The 18,707-nt window shown below is 67.2% G+C and carries 16 protein-coding genes; 4 read left to right on the forward strand and 12 right to left on the reverse strand.

The window, feature by feature from the left end:
• Nucleotides 1–42 precede the first annotated feature (42 nt).
• From AB4061_RS11875 to AB4061_RS11900, 6 genes are all read right to left on the reverse strand, one after another.
• Nucleotides 43–2,985, reverse strand: a complete 2,943-nt coding sequence (locus AB4061_RS11875; RefSeq protein WP_441633901.1) for a ribonucleoside-diphosphate reductase subunit alpha — start codon at nucleotides 2,983–2,985, stop codon at nucleotides 43–45.
• Between the two features lie 502 nt (nucleotides 2,986–3,487).
• Nucleotides 3,488–4,108 (reverse strand): 1,6-anhydro-N-acetylmuramyl-L-alanine amidase AmpD, encoded by a 621-nt coding sequence (gene ampD / locus AB4061_RS11880; protein WP_441633903.1) that lies wholly within the window; start codon nucleotides 4,106–4,108, stop codon nucleotides 3,488–3,490.
• Nucleotides 4,101–5,756: a sigma-54-dependent transcriptional regulator gene (locus AB4061_RS11885; protein ID WP_441633905.1), complete on the reverse strand. Its 1,656-nt coding sequence runs from the start codon at nucleotides 5,754–5,756 to the stop codon at nucleotides 4,101–4,103. The genes ampD and AB4061_RS11885 overlap by 8 nt, the downstream gene beginning before the upstream one ends.
• Before the next feature lie 119 nt (nucleotides 5,757–5,875).
• Nucleotides 5,876–7,969 carry a sensor histidine kinase gene (locus AB4061_RS11890; RefSeq protein WP_441633907.1) on the reverse strand — a complete coding sequence of 698 codons (2,094 nt, stop codon included), beginning with the start codon at nucleotides 7,967–7,969 and terminating at the stop codon, nucleotides 5,876–5,878.
• Entirely contained in the window at nucleotides 7,966–8,247 is a 282-nt protein-coding gene (locus tag AB4061_RS11895) for a PP0621 family protein (RefSeq protein WP_441633909.1), read from the reverse strand. The genes AB4061_RS11890 and AB4061_RS11895 overlap by 4 nt, the downstream gene beginning before the upstream one ends.
• A 7-nt stretch (nucleotides 8,248–8,254) precedes the next feature.
• On the reverse strand, nucleotides 8,255–9,190 hold the full coding sequence (locus tag AB4061_RS11900) for a cytochrome C assembly family protein (RefSeq protein WP_441633911.1): 936 nt from the start codon (nucleotides 9,188–9,190) through the stop codon (nucleotides 8,255–8,257).
• 103 nt (nucleotides 9,191–9,293) lie between these two features.
• Between AB4061_RS11900 and ffh the strand changes: the two genes are divergently transcribed.
• Complete coding sequence (gene ffh / locus AB4061_RS11905; RefSeq protein ID WP_441633913.1) at nucleotides 9,294–10,688, forward strand: signal recognition particle protein; 1,395 nt, start codon at nucleotides 9,294–9,296, stop codon at nucleotides 10,686–10,688.
• A gap of 78 nt (nucleotides 10,689–10,766) precedes the next feature.
• Nucleotides 10,767–11,309, forward strand: a complete 543-nt coding sequence (locus tag AB4061_RS11910; RefSeq protein WP_017224402.1) for a hypoxanthine-guanine phosphoribosyltransferase — start codon at nucleotides 10,767–10,769, stop codon at nucleotides 11,307–11,309.
• A gap of 20 nt (nucleotides 11,310–11,329) precedes the next feature.
• Here AB4061_RS11910 and AB4061_RS11915 read toward each other — a convergent pair whose 3' ends face one another.
• From AB4061_RS11915 to AB4061_RS11940, 6 genes are all read right to left on the reverse strand, one after another.
• On the reverse strand, nucleotides 11,330–11,950 hold the full coding sequence (locus AB4061_RS11915) for a LysE family translocator (protein WP_441633915.1): 621 nt from the start codon (nucleotides 11,948–11,950) through the stop codon (nucleotides 11,330–11,332).
• A gap of 125 nt (nucleotides 11,951–12,075) precedes the next feature.
• Entirely contained in the window at nucleotides 12,076–12,762 is a 687-nt protein-coding gene (locus AB4061_RS11920; protein WP_441633917.1) for a LysE family translocator, read from the reverse strand.
• Nucleotides 12,763–12,862: 100 nt separating this feature from the next.
• Nucleotides 12,863–13,702, reverse strand: coding sequence for a helix-turn-helix domain-containing protein (locus tag AB4061_RS11925; protein ID WP_441633919.1), 840 nt, complete (start codon nucleotides 13,700–13,702; stop codon nucleotides 12,863–12,865).
• Complete coding sequence (locus tag AB4061_RS11930; RefSeq protein WP_441633921.1) at nucleotides 13,702–14,673, reverse strand: 2OG-Fe(II) oxygenase; 972 nt, start codon at nucleotides 14,671–14,673, stop codon at nucleotides 13,702–13,704. Before AB4061_RS11930 ends, AB4061_RS11925 begins: the two co-directional genes overlap by 1 nt.
• The gene (locus AB4061_RS11935; protein WP_441633923.1) at nucleotides 14,670–15,434 is read right to left on the reverse strand and encodes a transglycosylase SLT domain-containing protein; all 765 of its coding nucleotides are present in this window, start codon (nucleotides 15,432–15,434) and stop codon (nucleotides 14,670–14,672) included. The genes AB4061_RS11930 and AB4061_RS11935 overlap by 4 nt, the downstream gene beginning before the upstream one ends.
• Before the next feature lie 5 nt (nucleotides 15,435–15,439).
• On the reverse strand, nucleotides 15,440–17,161 hold the full coding sequence (locus AB4061_RS11940) for a proline--tRNA ligase (RefSeq protein ID WP_441633925.1): 1,722 nt from the start codon (nucleotides 17,159–17,161) through the stop codon (nucleotides 15,440–15,442).
• 184 nt (nucleotides 17,162–17,345) lie between these two features.
• Here AB4061_RS11940 and AB4061_RS11945 point away from each other — a divergent pair, with 184 nt between their 5' ends.
• Complete coding sequence (locus tag AB4061_RS11945; protein ID WP_043349734.1) at nucleotides 17,346–18,008, forward strand: RNA pyrophosphohydrolase; 663 nt, start codon at nucleotides 17,346–17,348, stop codon at nucleotides 18,006–18,008.
• Nucleotides 18,001–18,630, forward strand: coding sequence for a CNP1-like family protein (locus AB4061_RS11950; RefSeq protein WP_441633927.1), 630 nt, complete (start codon nucleotides 18,001–18,003; stop codon nucleotides 18,628–18,630). Before AB4061_RS11945 ends, AB4061_RS11950 begins: the two co-directional genes overlap by 8 nt.
• The last annotated feature ends 77 nt before the right edge of the window (nucleotides 18,631–18,707 follow it).

Below are 18,707 nucleotides of genomic sequence, written 5' to 3' on the forward strand. Positions count from 1 at the left end.
GCGGCGAGGATCAGGGCAGGTAATGACTGACTGGCAGGCGGCTTACTGGCAGGCTTCGCACTCGTCGAAACCGGCGTCGCCCGGGCGCATCGTGCAGACCGCGCCTTCGGCTTCCGGCATGGCCGGTGCGGAGGCGGCGGCCTGGTCGATGCCGGCGGCGCTGATGCCGCCGTCGCTACCCGACGACACGGCGTTGAGCGAGCCGCGCGACACGGTGGACTTCTCCACGTGGGTGGCTGCCATCGTGCGCAGGTAGTACGTGGTCTTCAGGCCGCGCAGCCAGGCCAGCTTGTAGGTGTCGTCCAGCTTCTTGCCCGAGGCGCCGGCCATGTAGATGTTCAGCGACTGGGCCTGGTCGATCCACTTCTGGCGGCGGCTGGCGGCTTCCACCAGCCAGCTCGGCTCGACTTCGAAGGCCGTCGCGTAGATGTCGCGCAGGTCTTGCGGAATACGGTCGATGCGGGCCAGCTTGCCGTCGAAATACTTCAGGTCGGCGACCATCACTTCGTCCCACAGGCCGCGCGCCTTCAGGTCGCGCACCAGGTAGTCGTTGACCACCGTGAACTCGCCCGACAGGTTGGACTTGACGTACAGGTTCTGGAAGGTCGGTTCGATGCAGGCCGACACGCCGATGATGTTCGAGATCGTTGCCGTCGGCGCGATCGCGATGCAGTTCGAGTTGCGCATGCCGTGCTGCTTGATGCGCGCGCGCAGGCTGTCCCAGTCCATGGTCGAGGAATGATCCACTTCCAGGTAGCCGCCGCGTTCTTCGGCCAGCAGCTTGAGCGAGTCCTGCGGCAGGATGCCACGATCCCACAGCGAGCCTTCATAGGTGCTGTAGCGGCCGCGTTCTTCCGCCAGCTCGCTGGAGGCACGGTAGGCGTAGTAGCACACCGCTTCCATCGAGGTGTCGGCGAACTGCACCGCGGCGTCGCTGGCGTACGGCAGGCGCAGCATGTGCAGGCAGTCCTGGAAGCCCATGATGCCCATGCCGACCGGGCGATGGCGCAGGTTGGAGTTGCGTGCCTTCTCGACCGCGTAGTAGTTGATGTCGATCACGTTGTCGAGCATGCGCATCGCGGTGCGGATGGTCTTCTCGAGCTTGGCGTGATCGAGCACCTGGGTGCCGTCGGCCTGTTGCTTCAGGTGGGCGACCAGGTTCACCGAACCCAGGTTGCAAACGGCGATCTCGCTGTCGTTGGTGTTGAGCGTGATTTCCGTGCACAGGTTGGAGCTGTGCACCACGCCCACGTGCTGCTGCGGGCTGCGGATGTTGCACGGATCCTTGAAGGTGATCCAGGGATGGCCGGTCTCGAACAGCATGCCCAGCATCTTGCGCCACAGCTGCATGGCGGGGATCTTCTTGAACAGCTTGAGCTCGCCGCGGGCGGCCTTGGCTTCGTAGCCCAGGTAGGCTTGTTCGAATGCCTTGCCGACCAGGTCATGCAGATCCGGGCAGGTCGCGGGCGAGAACAGGGTCCATTCGCCGGCTTCCATCACACGCTTCATGAACAGGTCGGGAATCCAGTTCGCCGTGTTCATGTCGTGGGTGCGGCGGCGATCGTCGCCGGTGTTCTTGCGCAGCTCGAGGAATTCCTCGATGTCCAGGTGCCAGGTTTCCAGGTAGGCGCAGACCGCGCCCTTGCGCTTGCCGCCCTGGTTGACCGCCACGGCGGTGTCGTTCACCACCTTCAGGAACGGCACCACGCCTTGCGACTTGCCGTTGGTGCCCTTGATGTGCGAGCCGAGGGCGCGCACATTGGTCCAGTCGTTGCCCAGGCCGCCGGCGAACTTCGACAGCAGCGCGTTTTCCTTCAGCGCCTCGTAGATGCCTTCCAGGTCGTCCGACACGGTGGTCAGGTAGCACGACGACAACTGCGAGCGGCGGGTGCCCGAGTTGAACAGGGTCGGCGTGGACGACATGAAGTCGAACGACGACAGCAGCTGGTAGAACTCGATGGCACGGGCTTCGCGGTCCTTCTCGCCCAGCGCCAGGCCCATCGCCACGCGCATGAAGAATGCCTGCGGCATTTCGATGCGGGTCTCGTCGATGTGCAGGAAGTAACGGTCGTACAGGGTCTGCAGGCCCAGATAGTTGAACTGGAAGTCGCGCTGGGCGTCCAGTGCCGCACCCAGGCGGACCAGGTCATAGGTGGCCAGCTTCTCGTCCAGCAACTCGGCTTCGATGCCGCGCGCGATGAACTTGGGGAAGTAGTCGGCGTAGCGCGACACCATCTCGGTCTGGGTCACTTCGGCGCCCAGGATTTCCTTGCGGATGGTGTGCAGCAGGATACGCGCGGTGACCTGGCTGTAGGCCGGGTCCTTTTCGATCAGGGTACGCGCGGCCAGGATGGCGGAGTCGTAGACCTGGGTCATCGGCACGCCGTCGTACAGGTTCTTCAGCGTTTCCTTGAGGATCGGCTCGGCGCTGACGGCGTCGCCAAGGCCCGAGCAGGCGTTGTCGATCAGGCCATGCAGCGCGCCCAGGTCCAGCACGCGGGCCACGCCCGCATCGGTCACGTTGAACGTGGCGCCGCCTTCCTGCACGCGGGCCACCGCCTGGGCGTTTGCCTGGGCGCGTTCCTGGGTGCGCTTCTCGCGGTACAGCACGTAGGCACGGGCCACTTCATGCTCGCCCGAGCGCATCAGCGCAAGCTCAACGTGATCCTGCACGTCTTCGATATGGAAGGTGCCGCCGTTAGGGCGGCTGCGCAGCAGCGCGCGGACCACATTCTGGGTCACTTGCTCGACCACTTCGCGCACACGCGCCGAAGCGGCGCCCTGCCCGCCGTTGACGGCGAGGAAGGCCTTGGTCACCGCCACCGAGATCTTGCTCGGCTCGAACGCCACGACGGCGCCGTTACGTCGGATGATCTTGTAGTCCTGGTAGCTGCCAGCGGCGGCAGTAGCGGGGCTCGACTGCGTGTTCGCTGCTGCACCGGCGGCGCTTGCGCCGGTGGAGATTTCGTTCTGGGCTGTCTGCATGAGGAACTCCTGTTCTGACCCGTGTTTTATGAGTGACAAAGAGTCCCGGGCAAAATGCGCAAAAAGGCTCAGACACGCCGGCCGGTCTTACCCGGGAGGGCGCGCTGCTATTGCTGGATTCTGCTGGGACTCTTGTGATGCGCCGGCCCTTCGGCGGACCGCAGCCATTGCTGCGGCGGTAACTGCACACCTAGGCCGGCTCCCCGAAAGCACCACTAGATCTAGTGGTCGATGCGAAAAACTGGACTAAGTATAGTGAAACGGGGCGGATTCACCAGTCTTGACAAGCGCTTTTTTGGCGCGAATTCCAGTGCTGGCGCAGCATGCGGCGCTGCGCCATACCCGCTAGCCCAAGAGACGCAAGGGAATCCGCCCGGCGGTTCGTTACCGCACCATGACGCGAAATTTTTTTGATTGACCTGACCTCTTCGATAGGCGCGGACTTTATCAGGGTTTTCCCCAGATCACGGCTATCCCCTAGACCTGGCTTGTTGCCCTTGCCTCAGGGCTGTGCTTTGCGGTAAGGCAGTTGTGCGGGCGCCACGCCGGCCGCGGCGGCAAAGCCCGCCCAGTCGAAATGTGGCCCCGGATCCGTCTTGCGCCCTGGCGCGATATCGCTGTGCCCCGCCACGGCCCGCACCGGATAGGTGCCTAGCAGGGCATGCACCAGCGCGGCGGTGGTGTGGTATTGGGCCAACGTGAACGGCTGGTCGTCGCTGCCTTCGACCTCGATGCCGATGGAGAAGTCGTTGCACCGGGGCCGGCCGAAGAACTCGGACTGGCCTGCGTGCCAGGCTCGGTCCAGGCAAGACACGAACTGGACCAGCTCGCCCTCTCGCGTCACCAAGAAATGCGCCGACACCTGCACTTGATAGATTGTCTCGAAAAACGGATGGCGGGACGGGTCGAGACGGTTCAGGAAAAAGGCTTCGATATCGCCGCTGCCGAACTGTCCGGGCGGCAGGCTGATGTTGTGGATCACCACCAGGTCCACCGGCGTGTGCGCGGGCCGGGCGTCGAAATTGGGCGACGGCACGCGCCGCGCCGCGGGCACCCAGCCTGCCGGGTCGGGGACGAATGACGAGTTTGGCGCCAACCTGGCGGCCGGGTCGTGGTCAGGCATCGCGATCTCCATCTGCCGCCAGCAGCCCGTCGCGCAGCGCTTCGCTGGTTTCGGCGGCACCGTCGGCCGGGTCGTCTCGGCCCTCGCGGATGCCAAGCTGCTGGATACGGTAGCGCAGCTGGCGAAAGCTCAAGCCCAGCAGCGGCGCGGCGGCTGTCCGGTTGAAGCCGGTCTGCTGCAGCGCCTGCAGGATCAGGTCGCGCTCGAGCGCTTCGAGCCGGCCTGGCAGGTCGATCGGGAAGATGGCACGGCAAGCGTGCGCGGGCGGCGCAAACAGATCGGGCTGCGCGCCGCCCCGGGATTCGGCCCGCGCATCGGACGCAAGCTCCTGCATGGTGTCGGGCCGCAAGCCGGGCGATGCCGGCGCGGCGGCCGGCGCAGCCGTCGTAGCCGGGTAGGCGTGCGGCGCGGGCGGGCGTGGCATGGCCGTATGGCCCATGCCGGCGTCCATCTGGCCCAGGTCGTCCACCTCGATGGTATTGCCCTCGGCGAAGGCATAGGCGCGCTCGAGCAGGTTCTCCAGCTCGCGCACATTGCCCGGGAACGGATAGTCGGACAGCCGCTGCAGCGCGGCCGCCGCCAGCCGCTTGGGATGGGGATCGCCATAGCGCACCGCCAGGTGCTCCAGGATGGCGCTGGCCAGCACCGGGATATCCTCGCGCCGCTCGCGCAGCGTGGGCATGCGCAGCGCCAGCACGTTGAGGCGGTAGAACAGGTCCTGGCGGAACTGGCCGGAGGCGACCATCGCGGAAAGATCCTTGTGGCTGGCACACAGCACCCGCACGTCCACGCTCTCCTCGCGGCTCGCGCCGATCTTGCGCACGCGCCGCTCCTGCAGCACGCGCAGCAGCTTGACCTGCATCGCCAGCGGCAGGTCCGCCACCTCGTCGAGCAGCAGCGTGCCGCCATTGGCAGCCTGGAAGAAGCCGCCGCGCTCGGCGTCGGCCCCGGTGAAGGCGCCTTTCACATGGCCAAAGAACTCCGACTCCATCAGGGTCTCTGGGATGGCGCCGCAATTGACCGCGATAAAGGGATGCGCTGCGCGCGCGCTGACCGCGTGGATGGCGCGCGCCGCGCGCTCCTTGCCACTGCCGGACTCGCCGCTGATGACGATCGGCGCCATGCTGCGCGCCAGCCGCGAGAGCGAGCGGCGCACCTCATGCATGGCCGGAGAATGGCCGGGCAGCAGGTTGACGGCGCGGTCCACGGTTTCGTGCGCCCCGCTGCCGCCATCACCGCCCTCGGCACCCTCGGCGCCGTCACGCTGCTGGCGCCCCAGCGCATTCAGGATCAGGCTGCGCAGCTGGTCCAGCGAGACCGGCTTGGCGATGTAGTCGAAGGCGCCCGCCTTGAGCGCCTCCACGGCATTGTCGGCGCTGCCGTAGGCGGTGATCACTGCCACCGGCACCCGCTCCGGCGCGCTCGAGAGCTGGCGCACGATATCGATGCCAAGCCCGTCGCCCAGCCGCATGTCGGTCAGTACCAGGCTATAGCGGCGCGCGGCGAGCTGCTGGCGCGCCTCGGCCAGCGAGCCGGCCAGCACCACATCGTGGCCCATGCGGCGGATCGAGATATCGAGCAGTTCTCGCAGGTCGGCCTCGTCGTCGATGACGAGAATCGGATCGGGGCCTGGCGTCTTGAGGGGCATGGGTCTGCGTCTGGCGATCTGGCGAAGTGACGAAATGGCGAAATGGCGAAGTGGCGAAATGGGGCCGGGGCGGCGACTGAACGCGGTGCTGATCGGGTGGCCGGGCACGCCGGCGCGGCTCAGCCACCCGCGCTGTCCGGCGCTTCGATGCGCAAGGTCAGGACAAAGGCCTTGGCCGGCAGTGTATCGCGTGCGGCGGGCGCCAGCATGCCGGTCTGCGCCAGCAGCGCGTCGATCGAAATGGTGCCGTAGCGCACCTGGGCGTCGTTGGCGCCGCATAGCTCGCGCGCCATGAACAGCCCGAGGCCGGTGCCCTGGGCGTTGCTGGTAAAGAAGGGCTCGAACAAGGTGCGCTGGTGCTCGCGCGACACCTCGACGCCATCGTTCCAGACGATCAGCTCGGCATGGTGCTGGTCCAATGCATGGGCCAGCAGGCGGATCGCGCCGGGCAGGCGGCTGCAATAGCGCCAGGCGTTGTCGAGCAGGTTGCCAAGCACCTGCTGCAACTGGGAGGCATCGAAGATGACCGGGCGTGCCACGTCCACCGTGAGCCGGATGGCATTGGCGTTGATCTCGGCCGGACGCGGCACGCGCCGCGCGCCGACCGGGTCGTGGCTGGCGGAGCGGGCGCGCATCTCCAGCCGCCAGCGGCCGACGATCTCCGGCAGCGCCTGGTTCAGGTCCACCGTGGTGCGCTCGGTGCGCGGGCGGCGCGACATCTGCAGCACATCCGACACCACCTGGTCGAGCCGGCGCACATTGTCGTGAATGATGCGCAGCAGCCGCGCATCCACATCGCCCTCCGCGCGCCCCGCCTCGCCCGGGCGCGCGGCCCGGCGGCTGGTTTCGGCCAGCAGCTCGCTGGCCTGGCTGATGGCCGCCAGCGGATTGCGGATCTGGTGTGCCACGCTGGCCACCAGGCGCCCCATGGCGGCCAACTTCTCCTGTTGGACCTGCTCGGCGATGCGCTCCCAGCTTTCGATATGGACCAGCACCGTATCGCGCATCTCGCTGCGCAGCAAGGCCTCGTCCTCCGGGCGCCACGCCATGGCCTCGCTCTGGGYGATGGCCAGGCGCAGCCGAGCCGCCGCCTCGGGCGACAGATCGTTCCAGGCGCCGGTGTTCATGGCGTTCTGCGCACTGAGCGAGACCGACATCGAGGACGCGAAGGTAGAGCGCAGGCTGGCCAGCCCCGGCAGCAAGAAGCGCAGCCGCAGCCGCGTATGCAGGATAGGGCCACGCCCAGAGGATGGCCGCGACGGCAGCGGCAGCAATTGCAGGATGCGGGGCGCATCGTCCTTGCTGCGCACCCAGTCGCGCAGCATCTCCATCAACGGCTGCAGGCGGGGGATCTGGCGCAGGTCGAACAGCGCATCGCGCCCATTGGCGGGCGTGTCCGTGGGCTTGCCCCGCTCGGCCGGCTGCACGCCCAGCAGCACCACCGCGGCCGGGTTGGCCGCCACCACCGCGCCGTTGGCACGCAGCAGCATCACCCCGTCCTGCATGTCGTTGACCATCAGGCGGTTGACCAGTTGCTGCAGGCGCAGCTCCTGCTCGCGCGCCAGCGCCAGCCGCTCCTGCGCAAGCTGGCGGTTGGCCAGCAGGTACATCAGCGAGGCCGCGATCATGAAGACCAGCCCGTACAGCCCCGAGCCCAGCAAACCCGCGTCGGCCTGGCGCAAAAGCAAGGTCTGCGCAAAGGGCGCGCTCATCACCAGCAGCGCTGAAGCTGCCGCGGTAAACAGCGCGAACAGCAGGCTGGTAAGCGCGCCGGCCTGCAGCGCGGGCAGCAGGAAGATCATGGCGAGCCCCTCGCCGCGATGGCCCTGCGCGTGAAAAATCAGGCCCAGCAGGGCGAGGTCGGCCAGTACCTGGAAGCGCACCCGCAGGTGAAAGCCGCGGCGCCACCAGAGCGTGGCGACCACCATCACCAGCGCCACCACGGCATAGGGCACGGCCAGCGGCAGCGCGGCCAGGCCGCTGCCGAACCCGCCGCCCATTCCGCTGGCCAGCGCCTGCGCGGCCCGCTCGGCCTCGGCGCGCTGCGCCGGCAGCCAGGCGTAGCCCAGCAGCAGCGCGGCTACCGCCAGCCGGGTCCAGCAGAAATAGCGCAGCAAGCGCCAGTGGAATTCAGGAGGCTCGGGCTGGCGCCACATCGCCGCGAGGGCGCGCCAGGCATTCAGGCGGGACCAGAACGAGGCAGGCCCGTTCATGCGGCAGGGCTATCCGGATCGCTATCGGCCGGCAGGTGGGCGCGCCGGCAGTAATGCAAGCCGCGGAAGGCGATCGCTTCGCCCTGCGGCAGGTGCACCCCGCAGCGCGCGCACTGCACCATGGCTTCCTGCGGGGGGGCAGGCTGGTTGCGCACCGGCGAGCCTTGCGCGGGACCGTGCCGGGCGGCGCGGTCCTCCCGCAGGCGCGCCTCGGCGCGCTGGCGAAGCCACCAGAAACAGCCCAGCACGACAGCCAGGACAAGGAAGATGCGTGCCATGCCGGCCTCAGATTCGGTGCAGTATGACTTCGATGACGAAGCGGCTGCCAACATAAGCCAGCAGCAGGATGCCGAAGGATGCGATCACCCAGCGCAGCGCGGTGCGCCCGCGCCAGCCGTAGAAGGTGCGCCCGGCCAGGATGCCCGCGAACATCGCCCACGACAGCAGCGCGAACACGGTCTTGTGGTCGAGCCGGAAGGCCCGGCCGAACAGTTGCTCGGAGAACAGCAGGCCCGACAGGATCGTCAGCGTCAGCAGCACGAAGCCGGCGCCAATCAAACGGAACAGCAGCTTCTCCAGAGTCAGCAGTGGCGGCAGCAGGTCGAGCCAGCGGCCCACCCACTGGGCCGGCTCGCTGGTCTTGCCCACCTGGGGCGAACGGTTGAAGCCATGCAGGCGGCGCTCGGCCAGCAGCATCAGGAAGGCATGGAAGGCCGCCAGCGTGAACAGGCCATAGGCCACGTTGGCAATGATGAAGTGCAGCTTGAACAGCGGCCGCGCCGCGTAGCCCAGGATCTGCGCGCCGGGAAACGCCAGCGGCATCAGGCTCGCGAGCATCGCCACCGGGACCACGATCAGCCCGAGGCCGGCCAGCGAGAAGAAGAAGCTCTCGATCCAGTAGATGCCCACGCCCAGCCAAAGCATGGCCGACAGCGCAAAGGCAAAGCCGAACACCATGCGGTCGGCCGGGAAGATGGTCTCGTGCAGCAGCAGGCCGTGGCTGGCCACCGCGGCCAGCATCAGCGCGTGCCACCAGGCCGGGCGGCCCTCGCCGCGCCCGCCGGCCCCACCGCCGCCGCCGTGCAGCAACGCGGTGGTCGCCGCGCCCCCAATGGCACCGCCGGTGCCGGCAGCCGATAGCTGCGGGTTGCGCGTCGCCCAGCCGTGATAGGCCAGGCCGCAATAGAGAAGTGCCGTCAAGGCATACAGTACAATGGCCATTTGCACAGTTTACCTTAGCGCCCCGTCCCGGTGGCGCCCCGCTTGAGCCGGGCCAAGAGCCAGCCTCAAGCCTCGATCAAGCTCTATCCCCCGGACTTCTGCCATGCTGGACAATCTCACTCAACGCCTGGCGCGGGTCGTCAAGACCATGCGCGGCGAGGCTCGCCTGACCGAAGCCAATACCGCCGAAATGCTGCGCGAAGTGCGCCTGGCCATGCTGGAGGCCGACGTCGCCTTGCCGGTGGTGCGGGAATTCATTGCCCGCGTGAAGGCAAAGGCACTGGGCGAGGACGTGGTGTCCAGCCTGACGCCGGGCCAGGCGCTGGTGGGCGTGGTGCAGCGCGAGCTGACCGCCGTCATCGGCGGCGAGGAAAGCCTGTCCGCCGACAACAAGAGCGGCGAGCTGAACCTGGCGGTGCAGCCGCCCGCGATCATCCTGATGGCCGGCCTGCAGGGCGCCGGCAAGACCACCACCGTCGGCAAGCTGGCCAAGTGGCTGAAAGAAAACAAGAAGAAAAAGGTGCTGACGGTCTCGTGCGACGTCTACCGCCCCGCCGCTATCGCCCAGCTCAAGACCGTATCCGAGCAGGTCGGCGCCGATTTCTTCCCCTCCGAGCCCGACCAGAAACCGGTGGACATCGCGCGCGCTGCGGTGGACTGGGCCCGCAAGCATTATCACGATGTGCTGATTGTCGACACGGCAGGCCGCCTGGGTATCGACGAAGCCATGATGCAGGAAATCAAAGCGCTGCACGCCGAGATCAAGCCGGTCGAAACCCTGTTCGTGGTCGACGCCATGCTGGGCCAGGACGCGGTCAACACCGCGCGCGCCTTCAATGACGCCCTGCCCCTGACCGGCGTGGTGCTGACCAAGCTGGACGGCGATGCGCGCGGCGGTGCCGCGCTGTCGGTGCGCCACATCACCGGCCGCCCGATCAAGTTCGTCGGTGTTGGCGAAAAGCTGGACGGCCTCGAGCCCTTCTACCCCGATCGCATGGCCCAGCGGATCCTGGGCATGGGCGACATCCTCGCGCTGGTCGAGGAAGCCCAGCGCGGCGTGGACATGGAAGCGGCCGAGAAGCTGGCCAAGAAGATCAAGAAGACGGGCGACTTCGACCTGGAAGACTTCAAGGCGCAGATCGGCCAGATGAAGAAGATGGGCGGCCTGGGCAGCCTGGTCGACAAGCTGCCGGCGCAGTTCGCCCAGCAGGCGCAGGGCGCCAATATGGACGTGGCCGAGAAGCAGGTGCGCCGCATGGAAGGCATCATCAACAGCATGACGGCCGCAGAGCGCGCCAAGCCCGACCTGATCAAGGCCAGCCGCAAGCGCCGCATCGCCACCGGCGCCGGCGTGCCGGTGCAGGAAGTCAACCGCCTGCTCAACCAGTTCGACCAGATGCAGAGCATGATGAAGAAGCTCAAGGGCGGCGGCATGATGAAGATGATGCGCTCGATGGGCGCGATGAAGGGCGGCATGAAGGGACTCTTCAACCGCTAGGCCGTCTGGCACGGCGGTGCCCGCTCCCCGGGCGCCGCGTCACCCGCAAAAGACAAAGACTGAGACAGGATCCACATCATGATGACCGCCGAACAGGCCCGCGAACTGTGGGCCAACTCCGAGGAAATCGTCAGCGCCGAGGCCGTCCAGGCGTCGCTGGACCGCATGGCGGGCGAGATCACGGAAAAGATGGGCGATACCTTCCCGCTGGTGCTGTCGGTAATGGGCGGCGCAGTCGTCTTCACCGGCATGCTGCTGCCCAAGCTGGCGTTCCCGCTGGAGTTCGACTACATCCACCTCTCGCGCTACAACAACAAGACCGTTGGCGGCGAGATGCAATGGCGCGTGGCGCCGCGCGAATCGGTCAAGGGCCGCACGGTGCTGGTGCTGGACGACATCCTGGACGAAGGCGAGACCATGGCGGCCATCCGCCAGCGCATCATGGATATGGGCGCGACCAATGTCTATGCCGCCGTGCTGTGCGAAAAAGTGCTGCAAAAGGCAAAACCCATGCACCCGGACTTCTGCGGCTTCACCGTGCCCGAGCGCTATGTCTTCGGCTGCGGCATGGACGCCCATGGCTACTGGCGCAACCTGCCCGCCATCCGGGCCTTGCGCTAAGGCCTTGCCCGGTCTGCGCGTTACGGCCTGGCGCTGACGATCGGCCACAGCGAGGCCAGCAGCAACAGCGCCATCGCCACGTTGAACAGGCGCAGCACCCGGGGCTGCGCCAGCCAGCGCCGCATGGCCGAGCCGAACACGGCCCACATCGCCACGCTGGGCAGGTTGATCACGGCGAACAGGCCGGACAGCAGCAACACATTGAGCCAGACATTGCCGTGCAGCACGTAGGTACTGCAAGCGCCCACCGCCATCACCCAAGCCTTGGGATTGACCCACTGGAACGCGGCGGCCGCCAGGAAGCCCATGGGCTTGCCCACCTCCTGGTCCTGGACGCCGCCCGCGGTCGCCAGCTTCCACGCCAGCCAGGTGAGATAGACCACCGCCACAACGCGCAGCGCCTGCCAGGTCCACGGAAACACCGCGAACAGCGAGCCCAGCCCGAGGCCGACCACCGCCACCATCAGGCCAAAGCCGATGCTGATGCCCAGCACATGGGGCACTGTGCGGGCAAAGCCGAAATTCACGCCCGAAGCCAGCACCATGGTGTTGTTGGGCCCCGGGGTGATCGACGACACGAGGGCAAACGCGCAGAACGCGGCAAACACGCCGGATCCGGCAACAAGCTGGGGCACTGCCATGACTGGCTCCATCGAATACGAAAAGGAATGGAGCTAGTCTAGCCATGCAAAACTGTACAGTACCGGTACAGTTGACCAGAAAACTGGCGATACGGCTTGGCGAGTAGCAGCCGCATCATGCCGCCTTATGTCGCATTGAGCGCGTTCGCCGCCACCACTAGCGCGATCCCCCACAGCACCACGCCGGTAGCCCGCTCCACGCCGCGGACCGAGCGGGTAAAACGCGTGCGCACCAGCGGATGGCGCACGCCCCAGGCCACCAGCATGTCCCAACCGAAGACCATGGCAAACATCCAGGCGCCGTAGCCCAGCTGTGCTGCCAGCGGCGTGCGGGTGCCGGCCAGCACCGAGAACAGGCTGGCGTAGAACAGTGCATTCTTGGGATTGAGCACGGCGGACAGGAAGCCCGTCACAAGTTGCGCCGCGTACGCCGCGTGGCCGGTGCCCTGCACTTGCTGGCTACCTGTGCCGTTTGCGCCATCTGCGCCATCTGCGCCGGGCAGCGTCGTCTCGCCGCTGGCACGCAGCAGCCGCCAGCCCAGCCACGCCAGGTACAGGCAACCTGCCCACTGCAGCAGCATGAACACGCCTTGGCTGGCGCGGGTAGCAGCCAGCCCGGTGATGGCCAGCCCGATGAACACGCCGTTTCCCAGCGCGATGCCCAGGCAGACGGCGCTGGCGCGGCCCACGCCATGCACCAGCGCGCTGCGCACTACCAGGAAAAAGTCAGGGCCCGGGCTGAGCAGTGCAAGAAAATGCGCGCCCGCCACCATGGCAAATTGGCCGAGGCCGGAATCAACAGGGAAATCCACGCCAGTCCTTTCGTGTCTTCGGATGAAGCACGAAGTCTGGGCCGCGAGGGGGTGGCTAGTATTGGAGAAAATTGCGCGCCTTCAAGCCGCGCGTGGCGGCTCAGCCGCTGCGGCGCTGATAGCTGCGCGGCGTCAGCGCCACGCGCTGCTTGAAGGCGCGCTGGAAGTGGCTCTGGTCGGAAAAGCCCAGCACCTGGGCGATCTCCGCCGGCGCCCCGCCCGCGCGCAGCAGCTGGCGCGCGTGGTTGATGCGCAGATCCAGCTGGTAGGCATGCGGGGTCATGCCGAGGTCGGCCCGGAAGGCGCGGATCAACTGGTAGCGGCTCATGCCGGCGCCGCGCGCCAGTTCCGCCAGCGGCAGCGGCTCCGCGTGATGCGCATGCAGGAGCGCGACCAGGCCCGCTAGCCGGGCCTCCGGCGTGACTGGCTGGCGTGGCGCGCGCACCGCCTGGCGCTGGTCGGCACCGCCGAGCAGCGCGGCCACGAAGCCGCCTAGCGCCGCTTCCTTGGTGGCCTGCGGGGCTGCGGAGAACAGCACATCGTTCAGCCGGCACAGGCTGGCATAGGTATCTGGCGCGCTGGTGACGCGCACCCGCGCCAGCGCCGCGGGCAACACCGCCACGCCACGCGCCTCCAGCACCGCGCCCACCCATGCCGGGTCCAGGTGCAGCATCTGGTAGCTCCAGCGCGCGTCGGGCTCCGGATTGCAGGCGTGCACCTGCCCGGCCGGGATCACCACCACGTCGCCGGGCGCCAGCCGTACCGACTCGGTCTCGGTGCCAAACAGGCTGTGGCCACCATCGACAGCGCCAATCGACAAGGTGGGATGGGTATGTGGCAGGTAGGCCGCGCCGCTGTCGCTGGCGCAGCGGCTCTCGACGTACGGCATGGCGGGATCGAACCAGTAGCGCGCCTGCCCTGCGGTGTTGCCGGCGCGCATCAGTCGGTCCGGTACGGGCGTTCGCGCAGCCACTTGGTGGCGATCCATTTCTCGCCCGCTGCAACGGGCAGGCCGGCATGCAGGGTACGCTCGTCCAGCGCGCCGTCGGACTTGCGATAGCTGAAATAGACCGCATTGCCCTTGACCGGCGCCACCTCCAGGCCAAGCTTGGGGAAGGCCGTGGCGCCACCCGCCGGCGGGCTGTTCAGGTAGATCACCACGGTGGCGACGCGTTGCCCGCCGACCTTGAGCTGGCGCGCCTCGCCTGGGCGCTGCGGGTTAAAGAAATCGTAGTGCGGCTGGTACTCGCCGCCAGGCTTGTAGTTGAGGATCTGCAGGCCTTCACCGCGGTCCGCGGCGATCCCGGTCACGGCGGCGATGCAGTCCTCGATGCGCTCGATCAGCGCATGCTCGCCGACCTGGAACATCGCGCCCAGGCTGGTGCGCGCCTCGATCAGGTTCTCGTCGCCGGTGTCGGGGTTGATCACGGGTGAGCGCACCAGGCGGCCGCGCGCCAGCTCCACCAGGGCGTCGCACTCGGCATCGGTCAGGAGTTGCTGGTACAGGGTCACGTGCGGTGCCGCGAGCGTGAACAAGATGGGAATCTCGCGGCCGGCGAAATGCGCCGCGTTGCGCCTGCCTTGCGCGCCGGATTGGTCACGGCCGCCAGCCTGGTCCCCTGCGCGCCCGGCCGGCTTGCCGATGCCCAGCTCCGCGGCCATCTCCGCGGCGTTGTCCGGCGGCGCCCCCCGTACCTCAGCCCGTGCCGCGGCGGACAACGCCGCGGCCACGGTGGCTTGCGCGAAGGCCTGCTCGTAGCCGGACTGGCACATCGACTGCACCAGCGCCTCGGCGCCAAAGCCCTGCCCGATATGGCGCCGCAGCCAGCGTTCCAGGTCCGCCGAGGAACTGGTGTAGCCCGCCTTGCCGGCGGTGTCGCCAGTGGCGCTGGTGGCGCGGGTGTTGCTCATGATGGATTGGCCAGCCGCTGCGGCGAAAACGGGTTGCGCGCCGGCGCTTCGGGCGGCACCACGCGGCTGCGGGTGCCCGTGCCGGCTTCGGGGTCGCCGGCGACGGTGACCGTGGCTTCGGAATACTGCCAGCGCTTCCACGCTGCCAGCACCGCATTGGGATAGTCGGGGCGGCCGCGGCTGCCGTTATACCGGCCCAGCGCCAGGAACAGGTCGCCCTGCTCGCGGTCCAGGTAGTAGCGCAGGATGGTGCAGCCGTAGCGCAGGTTGCTCTGCAAGTGGAACAGCTTGCGGCTGTCGCTGTCGCCGATGCTGCGCACCCAGAAGGGCATCACCTGCATCAGCCCGCGGGCACCGGCCGAGCTGATTGCGTATTTGCGGAAATTGCTCTCGACCTGCACCAGGCCTAGCACCAGCGCCGGTTCCAGCCCGGCGCGCTTGGCCTCGTAGTAAGCGGTCTCGATCAGTTCGATGCGCACCTGCGGCTCGGGGATGCGCCCGGCGAGCCGGTGCGACATTTCTTCCAGCCACTTGAGGTAGGCCAGCTGCTCTCCGCCAGTGGCAAAGGCCGGGCGCAGCGGGCGGYTGTCGGCAATGGCCGCGGCCAGCGCGCCGCGCACCGAGTCGGCCAGGTCCTCTTCCTTCTGGGCCCCGGCGTGGGCGGCGGCGCTGAGCACCAGCAGCAAGCCGGCACTGGCCCGCGCCACGCCAAGGCGGCCCGGGAACAGGCCCGGCAGACGCAGCGGGTCCAGGAGACGCATGGCGCTCAGGCGGACAACAGCCCGCGCACGTGGGCAACCACGTCCGCGACCGCCAGCTGGGTGGCTTCGGCATCGCGCCGACCCTGGTACTCCACGCGGCCTTCCTTCAGGCCACGGTCGCCCACCACCACGCGGTGCGGCACGCCAATCAGCTCCCAGTCGGCAAACATGGCGCCGGGCCGCTCGCCGCGGTTGTCCAGGATCACATCGACGCCGGCCGCCAGCAGCTCAGCATGGATACGGTCGGCCTCGGCCTTGACGGCCTCGGAGCGATCGTAGCCAACCGGGCAGACCACCACCGCGAACGGGGCGATCGAAGCGGGCCAGATGATGCCGCGCTCGTCGAAGTTCTGCTCGATGGCGGCGCCCAGGATACGGGTCACGCCGATGCCGTAGCAGCCCATCTGCATGGGCTGGGTCTTGCCGTTCTCGTCCAGGAAGGTGGCGCCCATCGATTCCGAATAGCGCGTGCCGAGCATGAACACGTGGCCGACTTCAATGCCGCGGCAGATGGCGAGCGTGCCCTTGCCGTCCGGCGAAACGTCGCCTTCCACCACGTTGCGCAGGTCAGCCACCACAGGCTCGGGCAGGTCGCGGCCCCAGTTCACGCCGGTCAGGTGGTAGTCGCGTTCGTTGGCGCCGCAGACGAAGTCGCTCATGTTGGCGACCGTGCGGTCCGCCACCACGTTGACGGGCTTCTTGGCGCCGATGGGGCCCAGGTAGCCCGGGGGCGTGCCGAAAGTCTCGACGATCTCGGACTCGGTCGCGAAGCGGAACTCGGCCAGGCCGGCCACCTTGGACGCCTTGATCTCGTTGAGCTCATGGTCGCCACGCAGCAGCAGCAGCCAGATCTGCACGCCGGCCTCGCCTTCGGTGGCCAGCACGATCGACTTGACCGTGCGCGCCAGCGGGATGCCAAGCAGCTCGGCCACGTGCTCGCACTTGGCCTTGCCCGGGGTGGGCGTGTTGACCATGGCTTCAGCCGGCGCGGCGCGCTGGGCCAGCAGCGGCAGGGCCTCGGCCGCTTCCATGTTGGCGGCGTAGTCCGAGTCGGGGCAGTAGACGATGGCGTCTTCGCCGGTCTCGGCGATCACGTGGAACTCGTGCGAGCCGGAGCCGCCGATAGCGCCGTTGTCGGCCGCGACGGCACGGAATTCCAGGCCGAAACGCTGGAAGATGCGCACGTAGGCGTCGAACATCTTGTCGTAGGACACCTTCAGGCCAGCGGCGTCACGATCGAAGGAGTAAGCGTCCTTCATGGTGAACTCGCGCCCGCGCATGATGCCAAAGCGCGGCCGGCGCTCGTCGCGGAACTTGGTCTGGATCTGGTAGAAATTGATCGGCAGTTGCTTGTAGCTGCGGATTTCGCTGCGGGCGATGTCCGTCACCACCTCTTCGGAGGTGGGCTGCACGGCAAAGTCGCGCTCGTGGCGGTCCTTCAGGCGCAGCAGCTCGGGGCCCATCTTGTCCCAGCGGCCGGTTTCCTGCCACAGCTCGGCAGGCTGAATCACCGGCATCGACAGCTCGACCGCGCCGGCGCGGTTCATTTCCTCGCGCACGATGGCTTCCACCTTGCGGATCACCCGCAGGCCGACCGGCATGTAGTTATAGATGCCGGCGCCAAGCTTCTTGATCATGCCGGCTCGCATCATCAACTTGTGCGACACGATTTCCGCGTCGGAAGGGGCTTCCTTTTGGGTGGAAATGAAGAATTGCGAGGCTTTCATCCGTTGCTTTCTCGTGAGGCCATGCACGCCCTGGCAGGTGCCGGGGGCGAGATGGCGCGAATCCGTGGCGCGCGTGCATTATGCGGCGCTTTTTGCCCAGGGAAAACCAGCACCCCGTTGCACAAAGCCCCATTACGCGCTTCCTTTATAATCAACCTAATTCTAAAGGATTCGAGGTGCAGTCATGCTCGATCGTGAAGGCTTTCGCCCGAACGTCGGCATCATCCTCATCAACGCACGGAACGAGGTGTTCTGGGGCAAGCGCATCGGCGAACATTCGTGGCAGTTTCCTCAAGGCGGCATCAAATACGGCGAAACGCCGGAACAGGCGATGTACCGCGAGCTACATGAAGAAGTCGGTCTGCTGCCCGAGCATGTCAGGATTGTCGGTCGCACACGCGACTGGCTGCGTTATGAGGTGCCGGACAAGTTCATCCGCCGCGAAATCCGCGGCCATTACAGGGGACAGAAGCAGATTTGGTTCCTGTTGCGCATGGCGGGCCGCGATTGCGACATCCGCCTGCGCGCCACCGACCACCCGGAGTTCGATGCCTGGCGCTGGAGCCATTACTGGGTCCCGCTAGACGCTGTCATCGAGTTCAAGCGCGATGTCTACCAACTCGCGCTGACCGAGTTGTCCCGCTTCCTGCAGCGCAATACCCGTGCGCCGCTGAGCCCCTACGGCACCCATGGCCGGCACGGTTCGGTGCGTGCAGGTTATGCTCGCGCGGGGCTGGACGAGCATCCCGACAGCGTTCCGGACCTGGTGCATCAGGACCTGGCCCACGATCCGGGCCCAATTTCGCCGGCCCAGCCGGCGTCCACAGAACGGAGTACCGATGATTGATTTTGCCGGCCGCGGCTTGCGCCCGAGCCTGCCCGCCGCCTGCTTGCTGGCTGCAACCCTTTGCCTTGGCCTGGCCGGCTGCGGCAGCACGTCCAAGCCGCAGCATGTGCCCATGCCGGACGAATCCGAGGATTACACGCCGAAGAAAGAGTTCAGCATCCTCGATCCGTTCGCCGCGAAGGAATTCAAGGAAGTGGAGACAGCGCTGCCTGCGCTGCCGCGGGATGCGGACCTGATCCCGTTCGAAGTCAGCCCCGCCGGCAACTTTACCTTCGCCGTCGACGGCAAGTCTGTGGCCGTGGGCGCGGACGGCGCGGTGCGTTATACGGTGGTCATCACCGGTGCCGGCGGCATGCGCAATGTGAGCTTCGAGGCCATACGCTGCGACACCTTCGAGCGCAAGATGTACGCCACCTTGCCCAGGGGCGCGACCGAGTGGGTCCGCAACCGCACCGACGACCGCGCTGGCTGGGTCCAGCTGACAGGCATCGCGCGCAATAACTATGGCGCGGCGCTGGCCAAGGATTTCCTGTGCGAGGGCCGCTCTGCGGCAGGCAAGGCGCAGGACATCGTCAAGGAATTGCGTGGCGAAGCGCCGCGCAAGAGCGCGATCACGCGTTGATGGCGGCAACGGCGCGGTAGTACGGCGCCGGACGATGCAAAAAGCCCGCGAGCGATCGCGGGCTTTTTTGCATCGTG

Origin of the sequence: Cupriavidus sp. YAF13 (assembly GCF_052113425.1) — a bacterium.
In the GTDB taxonomy this organism is placed as follows: domain Bacteria; phylum Pseudomonadota; class Gammaproteobacteria; order Burkholderiales; family Burkholderiaceae; genus Cupriavidus.

Excerpts from the sequence above, each read along its gene's own strand:
- AB4061_RS11875 (WP_441633901.1), bottom strand. The coding sequence starts at position 2,985 with ATGCAGACAGCCCAGAACGAAATCTCCACCGGCGCAAGCGCCGCCGGT.
- ampD (WP_441633903.1), bottom strand. The coding sequence starts at position 4,108 with ATGCCTGACCACGACCCGGCCGCCAGGTTGGCGCCAAACTCGTCATTC.
- AB4061_RS11885 (WP_441633905.1), bottom strand. The coding sequence starts at position 5,756 with ATGCCCCTCAAGACGCCAGGCCCCGATCCGATTCTCGTCATCGACGAC.
- AB4061_RS11895 (WP_441633909.1), bottom strand. The coding sequence starts at position 8,247 with ATGGCACGCATCTTCCTTGTCCTGGCTGTCGTGCTGGGCTGTTTCTGG.
- AB4061_RS11900 (WP_441633911.1), bottom strand. The coding sequence starts at position 9,190 with ATGGCCATTGTACTGTATGCCTTGACGGCACTTCTCTATTGCGGCCTG.
- ffh (WP_441633913.1), top strand. The coding sequence starts at position 9,294 with ATGCTGGACAATCTCACTCAACGCCTGGCGCGGGTCGTCAAGACCATG.
- AB4061_RS11910 (WP_017224402.1), top strand. The coding sequence starts at position 10,767 with ATGATGACCGCCGAACAGGCCCGCGAACTGTGGGCCAACTCCGAGGAA.
- AB4061_RS11915 (WP_441633915.1), bottom strand. The coding sequence starts at position 11,950 with ATGGCAGTGCCCCAGCTTGTTGCCGGATCCGGCGTGTTTGCCGCGTTC.
- AB4061_RS11925 (WP_441633919.1), bottom strand. The coding sequence starts at position 13,702 with ATGCGCGCCGGCAACACCGCAGGGCAGGCGCGCTACTGGTTCGATCCC.
- AB4061_RS11930 (WP_441633921.1), bottom strand. The coding sequence starts at position 14,673 with ATGAGCAACACCCGCGCCACCAGCGCCACTGGCGACACCGCCGGCAAG.
- AB4061_RS11940 (WP_441633925.1), bottom strand. The coding sequence starts at position 17,161 with ATGAAAGCCTCGCAATTCTTCATTTCCACCCAAAAGGAAGCCCCTTCC.
- AB4061_RS11945 (WP_043349734.1), top strand. The coding sequence starts at position 17,346 with ATGCTCGATCGTGAAGGCTTTCGCCCGAACGTCGGCATCATCCTCATC.
- AB4061_RS11950 (WP_441633927.1), top strand. The coding sequence starts at position 18,001 with ATGATTGATTTTGCCGGCCGCGGCTTGCGCCCGAGCCTGCCCGCCGCC.